The sequence below is a fragment of the Fodinibius salipaludis genome (assembly GCF_002287075.1).
Taxonomy (GTDB): domain Bacteria; phylum Bacteroidota; class Rhodothermia; order Balneolales; family Balneolaceae; genus Fodinibius; species Fodinibius salipaludis.
Genome location: NZ_NSKE01000001.1, coordinates 495,072 through 511,145, shown reverse-complemented (window position 1 = coordinate 511,145; position 16,074 = coordinate 495,072). Strand labels below are relative to the sequence as shown.

Annotated in this window: 15 protein-coding genes; 3 read left to right on the top strand and 12 right to left on the bottom strand. The window is 41.1% G+C overall.

From position 1 onward, the window contains the following. Positions 1-9: 9 nt before the first annotated feature. Complete coding sequence (locus CK503_RS02045; protein WP_095605108.1) at positions 10-1,023, bottom strand: arabinan endo-1,5-alpha-L-arabinosidase; 1,014 nt, start codon at positions 1,021-1,023, stop codon at positions 10-12. 150 nt (positions 1,024-1,173) lie between these two features. Between CK503_RS02045 and CK503_RS02040 the strand changes: the two genes are divergently transcribed. Continuing rightward, positions 1,174-2,655, top strand: a complete 1,482-nt coding sequence (locus CK503_RS02040) for an FAD-binding domain-containing protein (RefSeq protein ID WP_095605107.1) — start codon at positions 1,174-1,176, stop codon at positions 2,653-2,655. Between the two features lie 149 nt (positions 2,656-2,804). Here the strand turns inward: CK503_RS02040 and CK503_RS02035 are convergent, their stop codons facing one another. The 11 genes from CK503_RS02035 to CK503_RS01985 form a co-directional block, all read right to left on the bottom strand. Beyond that, positions 2,805-3,596: a purine-nucleoside phosphorylase gene (locus tag CK503_RS02035; RefSeq protein WP_095605106.1), complete on the bottom strand. Its 792-nt coding sequence runs from the start codon at positions 3,594-3,596 to the stop codon at positions 2,805-2,807. Further along, positions 3,596-4,390, bottom strand: coding sequence for an MBL fold metallo-hydrolase (locus tag CK503_RS02030; protein ID WP_095605105.1), 795 nt, complete (start codon positions 4,388-4,390; stop codon positions 3,596-3,598). Before CK503_RS02030 ends, CK503_RS02035 begins: the two co-directional genes overlap by 1 nt. A gap of 1 nt (position 4,391) precedes the next feature. Beyond that, positions 4,392-5,378 (bottom strand): PhoH family protein, encoded by a 987-nt coding sequence (locus tag CK503_RS02025; RefSeq protein WP_095605104.1) that lies wholly within the window; start codon positions 5,376-5,378, stop codon positions 4,392-4,394. A gap of 101 nt (positions 5,379-5,479) precedes the next feature. Beyond that, complete coding sequence (gene rpe / locus CK503_RS02020) at positions 5,480-6,166, bottom strand: ribulose-phosphate 3-epimerase (RefSeq protein ID WP_095605103.1); 687 nt, start codon at positions 6,164-6,166, stop codon at positions 5,480-5,482. 5 nt (positions 6,167-6,171) lie between these two features. Then, positions 6,172-6,993, bottom strand: coding sequence for a PASTA domain-containing protein (locus CK503_RS02015; RefSeq protein WP_095605102.1), 822 nt, complete (start codon positions 6,991-6,993; stop codon positions 6,172-6,174). A 30-nt stretch (positions 6,994-7,023) separates the two neighbouring features. Further along, the gene (locus CK503_RS02010; protein WP_095605101.1) at positions 7,024-7,914 is read right to left on the bottom strand and encodes a hypothetical protein; all 891 of its coding nucleotides are present in this window, start codon (positions 7,912-7,914) and stop codon (positions 7,024-7,026) included. 520 nt (positions 7,915-8,434) lie between these two features. Continuing rightward, positions 8,435-9,538 (bottom strand): type IX secretion system outer membrane channel protein PorV, encoded by a 1,104-nt coding sequence (porV, locus tag CK503_RS02005; protein ID WP_095605100.1) that lies wholly within the window; start codon positions 9,536-9,538, stop codon positions 8,435-8,437. Positions 9,539-9,708: 170 nt separating this feature from the next. Further along, complete coding sequence (locus CK503_RS02000) at positions 9,709-10,890, bottom strand: acetyl-CoA C-acyltransferase (RefSeq protein ID WP_095605099.1); 1,182 nt, start codon at positions 10,888-10,890, stop codon at positions 9,709-9,711. Positions 10,891-10,935: 45 nt separating this feature from the next. Continuing rightward, positions 10,936-12,075: a cystathionine gamma-synthase gene (locus CK503_RS01995; RefSeq protein WP_095605098.1), complete on the bottom strand. Its 1,140-nt coding sequence runs from the start codon at positions 12,073-12,075 to the stop codon at positions 10,936-10,938. A 12-nt stretch (positions 12,076-12,087) separates the two neighbouring features. Next, positions 12,088-13,308 carry a tetratricopeptide repeat protein gene (locus tag CK503_RS01990; RefSeq protein WP_095605097.1) on the bottom strand — a complete coding sequence of 407 codons (1,221 nt, stop codon included), beginning with the start codon at positions 13,306-13,308 and terminating at the stop codon, positions 12,088-12,090. Positions 13,309-13,350: 42 nt separating this feature from the next. Continuing rightward, positions 13,351-14,679, bottom strand: a complete 1,329-nt coding sequence (locus tag CK503_RS01985; RefSeq protein WP_095605096.1) for a tetratricopeptide repeat protein — start codon at positions 14,677-14,679, stop codon at positions 13,351-13,353. Positions 14,680-14,831: 152 nt separating this feature from the next. Between CK503_RS01985 and CK503_RS01980 the strand changes: the two genes are divergently transcribed. Together CK503_RS01980 and CK503_RS01975 are read left to right on the top strand one after the other, a co-directional pair. Next, positions 14,832-15,635 (top strand): alpha/beta fold hydrolase, encoded by an 804-nt coding sequence (locus tag CK503_RS01980; protein ID WP_095605095.1) that lies wholly within the window; start codon positions 14,832-14,834, stop codon positions 15,633-15,635. A gap of 12 nt (positions 15,636-15,647) precedes the next feature. Continuing rightward, positions 15,648-16,025: a RidA family protein gene (locus CK503_RS01975; RefSeq protein WP_095605094.1), complete on the top strand. Its 378-nt coding sequence runs from the start codon at positions 15,648-15,650 to the stop codon at positions 16,023-16,025. The last annotated feature ends 49 nt before the right edge of the window (positions 16,026-16,074 follow it).

The window sequence follows — 16,074 nt, the reverse complement described above, 5'->3', positions numbered from 1 at the left end:
GTGGATATATTAAAAATCTATTGTAGGCCAGCCATCTTGCCAGTTAATTTCTTTTATGATGAGTTTAGAGTTTCCCTCGTCAGATTTATCATAACCGTGAAAGACCAAGTAGTCGGTGCCGTCAAAGGTATAGGCAGCATTATGGCCAACGGCTGTCCATTGGTCATTTCCTTTAGCCACAAGGGAACCCCCACCGTGGATCATTTTTTTGCCGGCTCGGTCAAAATAGGGACCGGTAATATCTTTTGAGCGTCCCACTACAATTTTATAGGTACTTTCGTTACCCGAACAGCATTGATCCCAGGAAGCAAAGAGGTAATAATAATTGTACTTCTTGAAAATAAAGGGAGCTTCTATATCTCCGTTGGAACTGTTTCCCGCATCGCGTTCGTCAAGCTTCCAGTAGCGATGGCGCGAAGCTATAGTTTGCCAGGATTTGGGAGAGCTGGCAATTTCTGTGAGGTCGTCTTTTTTTAGCTTCACGATTTTAATTCCTAACCAATAAGAACCAAATGTGAGCCAGGGGGTACCACTATTGTCAAATGTTAGATTAGGATCAATTGCGTTCCACATGTCGCGACCGGGTACCGATCGTACAACAAAGCCATGGTCTTTCCATTCGAAATTGGGTGCATTCGGATCAAGTGTTTGATTGGTGGCTACTCCAATAGCAGAATTATTGGTGCCAAAATTGGAGATTGAGTAATACAGGTAGTAAGTACCATTATGTTCGGCAATATCTGGTGCCCAAATATGATTTCTAAAATTAGGATGAGTTTTCGAGGTCCAACCGGGGGCACTTTCGAATACCGGCTTTTCACGGGTCCAGTCTTTTAGATTATCTGAGGATTGTACCGAGATACCTCGTCCGGTACTAAATAGATAATAGGTGCCATTTTGTTGGATCATCACGGGATCGTGAACGCGGGTATTCTTGGATTGAGCATTTGCAAGGGAAATGAAACCAAGCAAAAGCGTGAAAAGAAATAGGATAATCCATTGCACTGGTAAACGTAAACTCATAGGTTGGGAACCGAAGAATACTTACAAAGTGTTAAAAATACACTTATTAATAGGCATTTATTGTTATTTTTGCAAGTAGGTAATTTCTATTGGAATGTCCTGCAAATTATTGCTGTTGCTAATCCAAAGTAGTTCGAACAAGTTTTCTTTATGAAAAACATCAACAGCAAGCGTGTTTTTAAACGAAACGAGAAGGAGCCTAATACGGATGGGGATTATATACTGTATTGGATGCAGATAAATCGTCGCTTTCAGTACAATTATGCGCTGGAATATGCAGTAGGTTGGGCTAATAAGTTAGGTAAGCCACTGTTGATTTATGAAGGGTTGAGTTGTGATTATCCGTGGGCCTCTGATCGTTTTCATCACTTTCTGATGGAGGGGATGGAGGAGAACCTGTCTTATGCTAAAGAGAATAATATTAACTATTACTCATATCTGGAAGATGTACCGGAAGCCGGTAATGGATTACTTTATGAGTTAGCAGATAATGCCTGTACTGTTATTTCGGATGAATATCCGGTGTATATTATTCGGGAGCATAATGAGAAAGTGGGTCCCACATTAGAGGTCCCCTATATCACGGTAGATTCAAATGGCATTATTCCATTGGGATTGACGGAAAAAGCACCCTACAACGCCTATTTTTTCCGGAAGATCATGCAGCGGAATTTTGTGGAGTGTTTTACCCATCCGCCAAAAAAAGAATCGTTGGATGATTTAGAAAACAGAAATACCGTTTCATTAAGTGATAACTTTCTGGAGAAATATCCTCTGGCAGATGAAAAGCTGAAAAACCGATCATCGTTTATTAGCTCGTTGTCCATAAATCATACGATTGGTAAAATTGACTTGGAAGGCACACGTCAGGCGGCACTGGGTAAGTTGGGACAGTTTATCGAATACGGTCTTTCGAAATATGATGACCATCGCAATGATCCCGATATCAATGCTACAAGCGGGCTAAGTCCTTGGCTACACTTTGGTAAGATATCGGAATACGAAATTGTGGATGCGGTGCTTGATCATCAGCCCCAGGGATGGAGTTTAGATAATATAACCTTTAATAAGGGATCTACCGGTGGATTTTTTAATGGTGATCCCAACGTAGATGGTTTTTTGGATGAAGTTATTACGTGGCGGGAAGTTGGGTTCCATTTTGCCCATCATGAATCCAATTACGATCAATACGAAACGTTACCGGATTGGGCACTTAAAACGTTGGAAAAGCATAAAGATGATCCCCGTGAATATGTATATGAGTTGGAAGAGTTTGCCCAGTCGCAGACCCATGATGAGATCTGGAATGCTGCTCAGACGCAGCTCCGAGAAGAGGGTGTGATGCATAATTACCTTCGGATGCTCTGGGGAAAAAAGGTGCTGGAATGGACGCCCAATCCTGAAATAGCGCTGGCTTATTTGATTGAGCTCAATAATCGCTATGCCATTGACGGGCGTGATCCCAATAGCTATTCAGGTATTTTCTGGATATTTGGCCGCTTTGATCGTGCCTGGCAGGAGCGTCCCATTTACGGAAAGGTGCGCTATATGACAAGCGATTCCACGCGTAAAAAACTAAAGCTGAACCAATATTTAGAACAATACGGCTCCCAAAAGACAATGGATATATAGAACTCTTCTGCCTAAGATATCATGTCATCCTGAACTGGTATAGCGAAGCTTGGCGTAGTTGTGCTTGTTTCAGGATCTTTAATATGATGTTTCGCAGCAGAGCAACAAAACGAGATTCTATCAGTCTTGAATCTGTGTAAATCAGTGGCTTATAATTTTTCAATAAGAGCCTTAACCAGCTTAGCGAAATCATCTTTGCGTGCGTCAGCAGCTTCTTTTACTTCCTCATGATCAAGTTTTTCGCCGGTAACGCCGGTTGACATATTGGTAATCAGTGAAATAGCTGAACTTTTTAGATCAAGGCGAGCGGCTTCAAAAAGTTCAGTAGCCGTTGACATACCCACCGCATCGGCGCCCATTTTGCGGAAAGATCGAATTTCAGCTTTTGTCTCGTAGTTGGGTCCGGTTACATACATATATGTACCTTGCTGGGTGACTAATCCCAATTCAGCGGCAATTTTTCGTACTTTTGGAACCCACTGATGGTGGTTGTAGCGATGTCTCTTATTGCCACGAGGAGAAATCGCCACATTACTTCGTATAACACTTTCTATGACCATCAGATCGCCAACCGAAAAGGAGGTGTTAATGGCTCCGGCAGCATTGGAAACGATGAGTTTCTTGGCCCCAAGGTGGTTAGCGATATATACCGGTGTGGCTGTTTCCTTAAATGGGAATCCCTCGTAATGGTGAAAACGGCCTGAAAATGCCATTACATTCTGACCCTTAAGCTTACCGAAAATAAGTTCTCCGGCATGTCCCTCTACAGATGAAACCGGCATTCCGGGAATATCATGGTAGGGAATGGTAGAGGTGTTTTTGATCTGATCTACAAAGCCGCCCAGACCGGAACCTAAAATAACAGCGGCTTCGAAGGTGTCGGGCAGCGTCTGTTTATCTAAATAGTTAAAAATATCAGTAGTAAATTCGGGGTATGACATTATACAACAGATTCAATTTTGTAACCTTGCTGTTCGTCGTAGTCGGTGAGATTAAACAGGGGATGGTGTGAGTCGTGGTATCCCATGACCGTATAGCCTTCTTCATAAGCTTTCTCCGTTAGCTCTTGGCGAACCTTCATGCTTTGATCGGCGTCAAAATCATATTTAGCCGCAAATTTTCGATTTACTTCTCCCCGCGTAGCCAATACATCTCCGGCCATCATATATTTGTGACTGTCGTCATCAAAGAGCAACACCTGTGAAAATTCGGTATGTCCGCCAATTTTCTTGACGGTTACCTCGGGATAAGGCTGATCTTTCTCGTCCAAAAATTGCAGATTTGCCTTGGCATCTAAAAAGTGAGTAAAAGCCGTCTTTTCCTCATCATAATATTCCTCTTGGGCCATGACCTTTTCCCAGCCTTTCTTAGAAACCCAAACGTTAGCATCAGGAAAGGTGAGCTCCCAGTATCCTGATGAACGTCCGGCCAAACCGCCAATATGATCATAATGAAGGTGACTGGCAAAGATATCAGTGATATCGTATTCGGTGAGTCCTATCTCATCGAGATTTTCCTTAATGATGTCAGTACTGGTATCTTCGCCGAAGTCACCGATTCCTACATCAAAAAGAATATTTTTATCACCGGATTGTATCAAAAAGGGGTTAAGTGATATTTTTAGAGCTCCTTTGGCGGGAGGGTCGTCACGATTAATGCGATTAAATTTTTTATCTAATCCAACGCTGAAAGTCCCTTCGTAAAGGGGGTAGGCCGTTAGTTCCTTGGTTGCCATCTTATGATTTTTTATTCTTTTTATTTTCGTACTTGTCGTAGGCTTCGATAATATCACGCACTAATTTATGGCGAACCACATCTTTTTCATCCAGGTAAACAAACGAGATGCCATCAATATCTTTTAAGATTTTTTGGATGGAGATGAGTCCCGATTTTTGTTTGTGGGGCAGGTCGGTTTGAGTGATATCTCCGGTGATAATGGCCTTGCTGTTAAATCCAATACGCGTTAAAAACATCTTCATCTGCATATTGGTAGTATTTTGGGCTTCATCCAATATCACAAAGGCATTGTTGAGGGTACGTCCGCGCATATAAGCCAGGGGGGCAATTTCAATACTATTCTTGGCCAGATGCATTTCCAGTCGATCATACTCAATCATATCTTCAAGCGCATCATAAAGCGGGCGTAGATAGGGATCAATTTTTTCGCGCAGATCGCCAGGTAAGAATCCGAGCGTTTCACCGGCTTCAACAGCGGGACGCGCGAGCACAATTTTCTTAACTTTTCGCTCTTTAAGTGCTTTAACGGCTAAAGCTACCGAGGTATAGGTTTTTCCAGTCCCGGCCGGGCCAATTGTAAAAACAATATCGTTTGCAGCGGCCGCTTTCAGAATTCGTTTTTGCCCCGGTGTTTTGGCCGTAATTGCATCGCCGGTATGAGTATTAAGGATAAAATCACCGGTAACACGGGTATCGCGCAGTGGGTTGGGCTTTTCGCTTTCACGGTCGCTGTGCTTTAAAGCAAGAACGGTTTCGAGATCACTTTCCGTGAGATCCTCATTGCGCAAAGCCATGCGTTCGAGTTCATTGAAAATATCAAGGAGCTCTTTACAATCTTCTTTCGGTCCTGATATTTTAATCGTATTGCCACGAGCCGTAATTTTGGAGTCGGGATAAGCTTTATCAATTTTTTTCAGATAATTATCCTGAAACCCTAAAATCAGGACAGGCTCAACATCCTCTATTTGATAGGTTTCTTTGCTAATGGTCGATTGGTCTGCGATAAATGGCCTCTACTTTAATTAAAAATCCGAACCCCTAAAATAAGGAAATTGTATGAATTTTTCGTAAATCGGTTAAACGAGATTTAAGCAATTGTTCCTTTTCCCAATTTTGCTTTCTGTGTCAGATTTTCAATTCGTTTGGGAATGTTTTTAGCTTTAAATACAGCACTTCCTGCTACAAGAACATCGGCACCGTACTGAGTGACTTTCCGGATATTATCGAGGTTTATGCCTCCATCCACTTCAATAAGAAAACCGGCCCCGTTTTCATCACGCATAGCGCTCATCTTTTGCAAGCGCTGATAGGTGTTTTCGATAAAGGATTGTCCACCAAAACCGGGATTTACACTCATTAGAAGTACTAAATCAACATTATTAATAACTGGTTCAATTGTTTGCAGGGAGGTCCCGGGATTTATGGCAACTCCCGCGGTAATTCCTTGATTATGAATATTTTGAATGGTGCGATGTAAATGGGGGCAGGCCTCTTGGTGTACTGTGATTTGATCGGCTCCGGCATCAGCAAAACGTTCGATATATTGATCGGGATTTTCAATCATCAAATGAACATCTAAAAAGGCATCAGTACAACTTCCTGCTGCTTTTACAAGCTTGGGCCCATAGCTGATGTTAGGAACAAAATGACCATCCATGATATCACAGTGTAACCATTGAATGTCAGCCTGATTACACTTGTCGATTTCTTCACCAAGGCGTGTGTAGTCAGAGGCTAAAATTGAGGGAGCTAAAATGGGTAACGTAAAATCCATATCAATTAATTGTTGTTATCTTCTGGTGAGGATACATTTGAGGTGTCAATGACGGCTCCGGATTCATCCTGTTCTTCTACTTCAAATCGTTCCGAAACAATAAGTTTTAGCGTTTCGCCTTCTGTAAGTTGGTCTTTTTGTGGCTCGTAATTAATGATGACATTGGGATCAAATTCTTTACTTGGCTGAAATTGGATCTCACTAATCCGAAGCCCTACTTTCTGTAATTTCTGTTGTGCTTCAGAAAGACGAAGCCCTTTGATATTTGGAATATCCACCATCTTTTCGCCAAGCCCGTCACTTACGGCTAAATCTATTGTGGTGCCTTTTGGAACAATATTTTCAGCTGGTACAGACTGACGAAGTACCACATTTTTAAATCGGGATGATTCATAACTAATCGTACCTACGCTCAAACCGTAATTTTCCAGTTGAACCCGGGCATTGCGCAACGAGAGATCAACTACTTTCGGGACTTCAACTGTGGGATTCGCCTCGGTATTTACGGTAAGATAGACTTTACGGTTAGGCTTCACAATTTCCGATGCTGCCGGCATCTGGTCAATAACATAATCAGCTGGATAAGCTGAATTGGAGCGACGTTCAGAGACCTCATATCGCAGGCCATAAGAAGTGAGACGTTCCTGGGCTTCATCTAACGAAACCTGGGTAATATTGGGTACGGTAACCCCTTCGTTGTAATTGGTATAGGCCGGCATAATTACAAAATCGAGCAGTGTTAGAAACAATGCTCCGACGGCAATTAAACCACCTAACCCCAGGTAAAATATTTTATTTGTGAGTAATGATTTTATTTGTGACCGCATGTCTTAAAAATATGATTATTTGGGAATTACTTAAAAATGAAATTTTAGTGTAAAGGTGCGATGCGGATTTAACAGGTTTGTTTCGGTTTCCAGTTTTCGATTTTTAACCTTGACTGTTAAATAGGCATCAAAAGCCGATACAACATGATTTAATATCAGAAATGAAACCATGTTCCCGGCCAGGCGATAGCTGTCATTAAAATCATCAGCCATGTTTGCACCTAAAATAAAATGGTCTGGCATGCCACTACCGTCCCACTTTAGTTTGTATTGGTTTGTAAAATCGTTCCAGCCCGGACCATATTGGTAGTATTTGCTAATGAGTTCGTAGTATTGTTGCGAGCCGTAATCCGGCATAACATGTGAAAAATTATTACCGACATGTTCAGGATATACAAACGGCGTATTTCGTTCCACATTGTGCAGCAGTTCAATATCTATTTTCGACCAATCACTATCGGGATTGTAATCAGCTGTTTTGCCCTCGATATGTTGCTTAAGATCATCAATGTGATTATTGCTCAAGTTATTTTGTTCATGATATTCAACTAACCATTGGGCATAGTTGATCACACTCCAGTTGTTATTGGCAAACTGTTTGTACCGTCGTTCTTCGATTCTTGCATCATGAGAACCTTTAAGATAAACACCGATCAGCACCGCTTCTGCCAAAAAGTATAACCCAGCCCTTAACCATTTTTTGTTAGCAGCTTGTCCGCTTCCGGGAATAACAGCTGAACTGAACAGTGCCCAGCCTGCTTTTTCCCTTATCGGTTGGTAAAAGGGATTGGATTGAGTGTAATTGATTATAGGCTTAATATCATCAAGGGTAATTTTCCGTGTAGTTTGCTCGTTTTGTGCAGTTATACTGTTTACCATTATCCCCAAAAGGATACCTAAAAATGTCACTTTTTTAATCATGATGTCAGGACATTAACATCGAATGTTATCCGAAAAAAAAGAAGTGGAAACTTTTCCGTATGTTATCTTGCTCCCTGTTGATTTGGTAATAAATTACGATGAGTAAGGTAACATCAAATTTGTTGAATCCATAAAGCAGTTCTGGAAAATAATTTGCAGTTTGCCCTAATACTTGGTTTTAGATAGTTGCTAATTTTCCAAGCGTTTTCCGGAAATTTTCTTAAGTAGAGTTTTTAAAAAGTATGATGGTTAACCCTGTATGTTTGATTTATTGAAAGTTCGGAAGGTATAGGAAATATTTGGTAGAGTTGAGGTTAATTAGTTTCTGTCGGACTAAAATTCAACTATTAGAGTGATTACAAGGAGTTGATGGGAGATTAACTTGGCTTGAGAATTTGTGAAGGAGATACGGCTAAAGCTTCACTGTATTTAAATGTGCAGGACGAAAAGGTTTGGAAGACCACATAATAAAAGCATGCTTATAAATAGCATGCTTTTATCAAAAAAAGGGTTGCTCGATTTAGAAGTTTAAGAGCAGGCCAAAACGAGTTGTATTGGCAAGAGGATGGTTTTCTGCACCGAGGGTGTTAATATAGCTAAAATCAACTCCTACAAACTTGTATCGGATACCAGCCCCCAAAGTCATGTACTGTCGATCGCCATTATTGGGATCTTCATAATAATAACCGCCACGCACGGCAAAAAGATCGTTGTACCAATATTCTGTACCCACAGCATACATCAGTTGTTGTGGAAGAGAAAGAGTAACCTCTCCAGTTCCGGTATTACGAGTAAAGCTACCCCAAGACGAGAAAAGAGAATTTATAACTCCTTTGGGCTTGTCGTCAGAGTCGAGTCGTGCCATTACCTTGGAGATGTCGTTGGCAATGGTCAATTTGTGGATGCCGTCGTTATCAAGGTTTGTGTTAAATGCCCATCCGATACGGAAGATAGTCGGCAGGGGATCTTTTTGGGCATTATCAGTATAGTTTACCCCGGGACCGATGTTTGAGATGTTTAATCCGGCATTTACATTGGCGTCATTGCCGATAAATTTAAAATTATTTGATTTATACATAGCAGCAAGGTCAACGCCTACACTGGAACCTGGGTTAATGCGCTGCTGGCTTACCCGACCATCGGCAAGACTGCTGTAAATGAATCTAAAACCGGAACCCAGGGACCAGTTTTCATTAAGTTTAAGTCCATAGGAAAGTCCTGCTGCAAGTTCATAGCTGTTAAAACGTCCCTGTTCCAGTCCAGTTTCATCAGTACGAAGTTGTTCTCCTAAATTCAAAAAAGTAACGTGGCCGCCAAATGTCCCGATCCCTTCCACATAGTATTTGCCACCGAGATAATCATAAAACAGGTCAGCGTTAAATTGGGGCAACCATTCACTATGCGTAAAGTTGATTTGATTTCCCTTTTGGAAAGCAAGCCCGGCGGGGTTCCAAAATACTGCCGAGGCATTATCGGCAATGGCAACACCGGTATTTCCCATTCCAGCAGCCCGGGAATCGGGTTCGATCTGTAAAAATGGTACCGAAGTAATACCAACTTGAGCATGTGATAAACCGGCTAAAAGAAATAGAAGGGCAAAAGTTGATAATGCTTTCTTAGTCATAACAAAATCGGTTGAAAGAAGTACATTTAGGGTTTAACAGAAATCAGTAAATTTAATTTCTTATCTAAAAACTTGCTCTAATATATAGTTCACATAAAGTTATCAGAATAAATGAAAAATAAAAAAGCAGGATGAAATAGTTCATCCTGCTTTCAATTTCTTAAAGGATCTTAATTAAGCATCTCCACAACCATGGCCGATGCTCCACCGCCACCATTACAAATGCCAGCACATCCATACCGTCCTTTGGTACGCTTGAGAGCATGTAGAAGCGTGACAATGATACGTGCTCCCGAGCAGCCAATGGGATGACCAATACTGACCGCTCCACCGTGAATGTTTACTTTTTCCGGGTTGAGCTCTAAAATTTGTTCATTAGCCAGAGAAACAACGGAAAAAGCCTCATTAATTTCAAAAAGGTCAATCTCATCTTTTTCAAGACTGGCTCTTTTCATAGCTTTAGGCATAGCATCGGCAGGTGCCGTGGTAAACCATTCGGGTTTTTTAGCTGCACTGGCCTGACTTACAATACGAGCAAGTGGAGTAAATCCAAGTTCTTCCGCTTTTTCTTCACTCATCAAAAGAACGCCTGCAGCTCCGTCATTAATACTGCTGGCGTTAGCAGGGGTAACGGTTCCGTCTTTTTGAAAAACAGGGTTTAGCTTGGGCACTTTGTCGTAATTGATTCGTTTGAGCTCCTCATCCATTGTAACTTTGGATACATTGCCCTTGCGATCTTTTACTTTCATTTCAATGATTTCATCATCAAAATAACCTTCTTCGTGGGCCTTAATAGCCCGCTTATATGAGGTGATGGCGAATTCGTCCTGTTCTTCACGGCTAATATTGCATTCTTTTGCACAAATTTCCGCTGCATTACCCATATGGAAATCGTTATATACATCCCAGAGTCCATCTCTGATGATGCCGTCTTGTGCTTCAGCATGTCCCAGTTTAGATCCAAAACGGTGTTTATTTAGGTAATAGGGGACATTACTCATGCTTTCCATACCACCGGCAGCAATAACATCTGCTTCTTCGAGCTGAATTTGATTGGCGGCAATCATGATAGCTTTCATTCCCGAGGCACAGACTTTGTTAATCGCTGTTGCAGGAGTAAGCTCAGAAAGTCCGGCTTTTAGTGCAGCCTGTCTCGCAGGAGCTTGACCTACACCGGCGGTGAGTACATTCCCGAATACCACTTCTTGAATCTGCTCGGGTTTGATACCGGATGATTTTATTAATTCGGTAATCGTTGCCGCACCTAATTCCGGTGCAGAAAATGAGGATAAGCTTCCACCGAAAGAGCCAACGGGTGTTCGTTTGGCATCAACAATAACTACATTCCGCATAATTTAATCTGTTTTTGTGGTTTAAATTTATTGGTGATCCGAAATCTATTCGAAAGCCTGTTCCAGATCTTCTATAAGATCGTCGGCATCTTCAATACCTACCGAAAGTCGGATTAACGAGTCTTTGAGTCCCGCTTTTTCGCGAACTTTTTTAGGGATCGACCCGTGTGTCATTGAAGCGGGGTGGCTGATTAATGATTCAACGCCTCCAAGACTTTCAGCTAATGTAAAAATTGTTGTTCTGCTCATGAATTCCTGAGCTTTTTCCATGGAATCATCCTTTAAGGAAAATGAAACCATGGCGCCGAAGTCGCTCATCTGTTTTTTAGCGATTTCGTGCTGTTGATGACTTTTTAATCCGGGATAAATAGTTTCGTCAACATCGGGATGATTTTCCAGAAAGGAAGCAACTTTTTTGGCATTATCTACTGATTGCTGCACGCGTACTGATAGCGTTTTTATTCCTCGTAATGTAAGGTAACAATCCATCGGACCGGGAACAGCTCCGGTAGTCTTAACCTGGAAGCGAAGCTGCTCCATAACTGCTTCATTTGAAGTGGCTACAGCACCTCCAATAATATCAGAGTGTCCGCCTAAATATTTAGTGGTGGAGTGGAGTACCATGTCAGCCCCCATCGCTAACGGTTGCTGGAGATAGGGGGAGGCAAAGGTGTTATCAACCAATGATAGGATATCCTTACTTTGTGCAAAGTCTGTAAGCTCCTCAATATCGACAACCCGCAATAGGGGATTGGTTGGGGTTTCAATCCAGAGCAATTTGGCATCGTCGGTAGCAGCTTCTTTAACCTTCTCGATATCCGTCATATCCACAAAGGTAAAGTCGATGCCGTATGGAGCAAACACTTCGGTAAACAGTCGATACGTACCACCATAAAGATCGTTTGAGGCAATAATTTGGTCTCCGGGTCGAAACATTTTGAGAACGGCATCCATTGCAGCACAGCCACTGGAAAAACAAGCACATTCATCGGCATCTTCTAACCCGGCAATAAGCTTTTCAAGGGCCGTGCGGGTAGGATTACCCACGCGAGCGTAATCATAGCCTTTATGTACATTTGGGGCCTCCTGGGCATACGTAGAGGTTTGAAAGATAGGAGGCATTACAGCTCCGGACGTTTCCTCCGGTTTCTGCCCTGCATGAATTGTTTTGGTATTGAATTTCATTACTGAAAGGTATTATAAATTATCCTTAGCATTTTCTGCTTCTTGTTCCATTCCTAAAATAGAATAAGCCTGAAAAAGTTTCTTCCAGATTTCTTTATTCTGCTGATCCTGTTCTATCAGGTTTTCAAAAAGGGGAATTGAAGCTGATAAATATTGTTTGATCTTCTCTTGTAGTTGCTCTTGGTGTATATCCGATACTAATGGGACAAGTTTTTGATATTGTGATGCACTGTTATAGTAAAAAGTAGCAGTACGTTCTTGAACTTCCGAGTTCCCAGGATTTGCTTCAGAAATTTGATTAAACTGTTCTTCGGCTTTTGTAATTAGAGAATCTGCACTATCAAATGCGGTATCATCAAGTGAATTGCCATCCTTCAGAGCAGTAGCAACAGAGTTGAGGCTCGATTTACCCAGAAAGTATAATTCAGTAGCTAATGATTGACCGTAAATAATATTCTCAGGCTCATTCTCGATCAGTTGTTCGAGCAGTTTTACTGCTTTCTGATGTTCTCCTGCATTAATATACGCATTTGAAAGTCCATGTAGTAAGTTCAAGTTCCTATTTGAAAAGGATTCAGCTTGCTCATAAATTCCAACCGCTTTTTGTGGATCGTCATTTTCGAGATATAAATAAGCCAGTTGTTCTAAAAGACGTGTCGGTGGATTATCAATCTTTCCGTGCGCCCTTTCCAATGTATTAATCGCTTTTTTCGGTTGTTGGTTTTTGTACAATGCACGTGCCTGCATCGTATAAGAAATTGCACTGTCGGGAATAACAATAGTTGCATTATTGAAATGGGCGGCAGCTTTATCATAATTGGGCTGTTCCACATTCTCTTCCTGCAACATCTTAACGCCCTGATTATGTTCTAAACTCCATGTTATGTTGAGTAAGTCGCTTACTTTGTTCTGTAGGTCTGTATCATCACCATATAGTTCTGATGCCCGGTTTAAAACCTGACGAGCATTTGTATATGGAGATACGCGTTCTGAAGGATTCTCTTTCTTTTGAGCAAGTTTTGTGAGGAGTTTACCTTTTTGGAAGTATAAATCAGCTTGCCCAGGATTTGAGGAAATATCCTTTTCGAGGGAATTTATTTGTTGTTGAATCTGCTGTTCGGAAAGGTTTTCAGATGTAGCAGATTCTTGGGTTGATGATTGTAATGTAGAACAACTAATAAAGAACCCGAATGCAAGCACAATGCTTGCTATTCGGGTAAAGTCGGAAATCATAAATAAGTAGTAAATTAGTTAATGCGAGTGATCAGATCGATGTTATCCGTCCATGCCCGCTTTTTCCATTGCTTCTTCAGCTTTTTCGTCCATACCGAGGAAGGTGTAAATCTGGAATAAGCTCCTCCAGTAATTTTTGTTATCAGGATCGAGTTCGACGGCTTTTTCATAATAATCCATAGCCTGGCGGATGTCTTTTTTACCTTGTTCGTCAAGCTTAGCCGCCTTTTTGTTATCGGCAGTTCTGTTACGGCGATCGAAAAGATTTTTGGCTCGATTTTGGTAAATGACGCCCAGTGTTTCGTAAGCAGCTGGCTCATCGGGATCAATTTCCAGAGCTTTTTTAATTACTTCCTCAGCACGGTTAGTGAGTTCTTCTTGTTCAGCTAACAGCTTTTCATTTTGATTACTGAGTTTATCAATTTGACTCTTAATTTCTTCCTGTTTGGAAGGATCAGCCTGTTTAAACTTCCTCTGCAGCTCCATGATTTTTTCAGAGTTTGTTCCCAATGTATCTTGCAGCTCCAGCGCCTGCTGATAAATTTTCGTACCCATTACCAAGCGGTATTGGGCATTATCTGGATCTTGCTGAACAAGCTCTTCAAGTGTAGCGATTGCTTTTTCTTGTTGCCCAGCTCTGCTATAAGCATCAGCAAGGTTTGTAACAATAGGTCTACTTTCGGGGAATCGCTCTTTTCCTTTTTCAAAGACCTCAACGACTTTTTTATCGTTTCCTACATTGAAGTAGTAATTCCCCAAGTGCATGTAATCTACGGTATCAATCTCTGACTCAGAGATCATACCCATATACTTTTCTTTTGAAGTAACAGCTTCTTCAAATTTCTTATTCTGAGCAGCTATTTGTGCACGGACATTCCAAGAGCTTGCACTGTCTGGCTGGATTTCGGTAGCATTTCGCAAGTGGTATAATGAATACTCCATTGGATTTTCTACCGTACCCTTAAGGCTGTCATCGGTAGCGTAGTTAACACCACTCTGAAATTCATTCTGCCATACGGCAACTTTCACGCCGGAAATGTTTTCAATTTCTCCCGGTTTATTTTCAGAAGTATCAGCAACAGCTTTAGCCGTTTCAAATGTTTCATCCATTTTTTTATAATACTCGAGTCGTTCGCTTGGATCCTCTTTAGAACTTGCAAGTTCGCCAAGTGCAACGGCTTTATAGTAATATCCCAAAGGATCTCCAGGATACTTTTCAATGGATTTTTCAGCTGAAGCAATAGCACCTTCAAAATCCTGACTTTTAAGATTATTTTGAGCTTCGTCAGCTAACGGATTTGAAGATCCGCATCCTATCAAAATCGCTGCGAGCAATGTTACAAGTAAATGTGGTAATTTTTTTATAAACATGGTTTCTGATTGCTATAAATTCAATGTTATTAGAATATCCATTTGTGATTGAAGAAAGTAACTATATATAGTCCTTTCTGCAATATTAATGCATAATTTTATTATATTATATACTTAAAAATAACAGTCTATTAACCCAGGTATCAATTTATATGTTCGGCAGTAGTCATTTCGAAAGTCATCATCACAACAGTTTTGAATATCTCAAAATTTCAAAGGGAACAGAGGATTCAGCTAATCTGGTTTTTTTGCATGGTATGTTTGGGGGGTTAAGTAATTATGATGCATTGGTCGAATATATAGATGACTATAATGTTTTTGTGCCAGCTATTCCTCTCTATGAATTTAAGGCCCGAAAGCTGACATTTACGAATATGGCCAAATGGCTGCATTCTTTTATGGAGGCATTGGACATTCAAAATCCTATTTTACTGGGTAATTCTATGGGCGGGCATCTCGCTCTTGAGTATACTGTCCAACACCCGGAGAATGTGGCAGCGTTGATTTTAACCGGAAGTTCCGGATTACAGGAAAGAGATTTTGGGTCCACATTTCCTCGTCGAAATGACCGCGATTATGTGCGTAAGCAAGCCGCCATTACTTTTTATGATGATGATTTTGTGACCGAAGAACTGATGGATGAAATCATGGACGTGATCAATGATCGATCGAATTTGTTGAATGTACTGGCGATTGCCCGGGAGACACACGAGTACAGCATGGAAGATTATTTGTCTGATATCGATCAGGAAGTTCTGTTGATTTGGGGTAAACAAGATGAGATTACACCCCCTGAAGTTGCGGAGGAGTTTCATAAGGCATTGCCAAATTCTCGACTTAAATGGATTGGCAAATGCGGCCATGCTCCCATGATGGAACATCCCGAGAAATTCGCTTTTTATTTGAATGAGTTTTTGATTGAATTGAAAAATAAAAATGCAACGTCAATAAAATAATATTTACAGATCATGAAGAAGATTATTCATACCTCAAATGCACCGGAAGCCATAGGACCTTACAGTCAGGCTGTTGTTCATGACGATTTGGTTTATTGTTCAGGACAAATAGGATTGGATCCCGATAACATGGAGTTTGTGGGAGACGATGTTAACTCTCAGGCTAAACAAGTCATGAAAAACTTAAGAGCCGTTTTGGATGAAGCCGGATCCGGTTTTGACAAAGTTATTAAGTGCAGCATTTTTCTGGATGACATGGATAACTTTGGAACAGTTAATGAAATTTACGGCAATTACTTTGAGAGTGATCCGCCGGCACGAGAAACGGTTGCAGTAAAAACGTTACCAAAAAACTGTAAGGTTGAGATTGGCTGTATTGCACATCTTTAATAAATAAGCAGAATATTTATTATAAAGGGGAGAAGCTGTACACCGGTTT

Excerpts from the sequence above, each read along its gene's own strand:
- CK503_RS01975 (WP_095605094.1), top strand. The coding sequence starts at position 15,648 with ATGAAGAAGATTATTCATACCTCAAATGCACCGGAAGCCATAGGACCT.
- CK503_RS02010 (WP_095605101.1), bottom strand. The coding sequence starts at position 7,914 with ATGATTAAAAAAGTGACATTTTTAGGTATCCTTTTGGGGATAATGGTA.
- CK503_RS02000 (WP_095605099.1), bottom strand. The coding sequence starts at position 10,890 with ATGCGGAATGTAGTTATTGTTGATGCCAAACGAACACCCGTTGGCTCT.
- CK503_RS01995 (WP_095605098.1), bottom strand. The coding sequence starts at position 12,075 with ATGAAATTCAATACCAAAACAATTCATGCAGGGCAGAAACCGGAGGAA.
- CK503_RS02030 (WP_095605105.1), bottom strand. The coding sequence starts at position 4,390 with ATGGCAACCAAGGAACTAACGGCCTACCCCCTTTACGAAGGGACTTTC.
- CK503_RS01990 (WP_095605097.1), bottom strand. The coding sequence starts at position 13,308 with ATGATTTCCGACTTTACCCGAATAGCAAGCATTGTGCTTGCATTCGGG.
- CK503_RS01980 (WP_095605095.1), top strand. The coding sequence starts at position 14,832 with ATGTTCGGCAGTAGTCATTTCGAAAGTCATCATCACAACAGTTTTGAA.
- CK503_RS02040 (WP_095605107.1), top strand. The coding sequence starts at position 1,174 with ATGAAAAACATCAACAGCAAGCGTGTTTTTAAACGAAACGAGAAGGAG.
- rpe (WP_095605103.1), bottom strand. The coding sequence starts at position 6,166 with ATGGATTTTACGTTACCCATTTTAGCTCCCTCAATTTTAGCCTCTGAC.
- CK503_RS01985 (WP_095605096.1), bottom strand. The coding sequence starts at position 14,679 with ATGTTTATAAAAAAATTACCACATTTACTTGTAACATTGCTCGCAGCG.
- CK503_RS02035 (WP_095605106.1), bottom strand. The coding sequence starts at position 3,596 with ATGTCATACCCCGAATTTACTACTGATATTTTTAACTATTTAGATAAA.
- CK503_RS02045 (WP_095605108.1), bottom strand. The coding sequence starts at position 1,023 with ATGAGTTTACGTTTACCAGTGCAATGGATTATCCTATTTCTTTTCACG.
- porV (WP_095605100.1), bottom strand. The coding sequence starts at position 9,538 with ATGACTAAGAAAGCATTATCAACTTTTGCCCTTCTATTTCTTTTAGCC.
- CK503_RS02015 (WP_095605102.1), bottom strand. The coding sequence starts at position 6,993 with ATGCGGTCACAAATAAAATCATTACTCACAAATAAAATATTTTACCTG.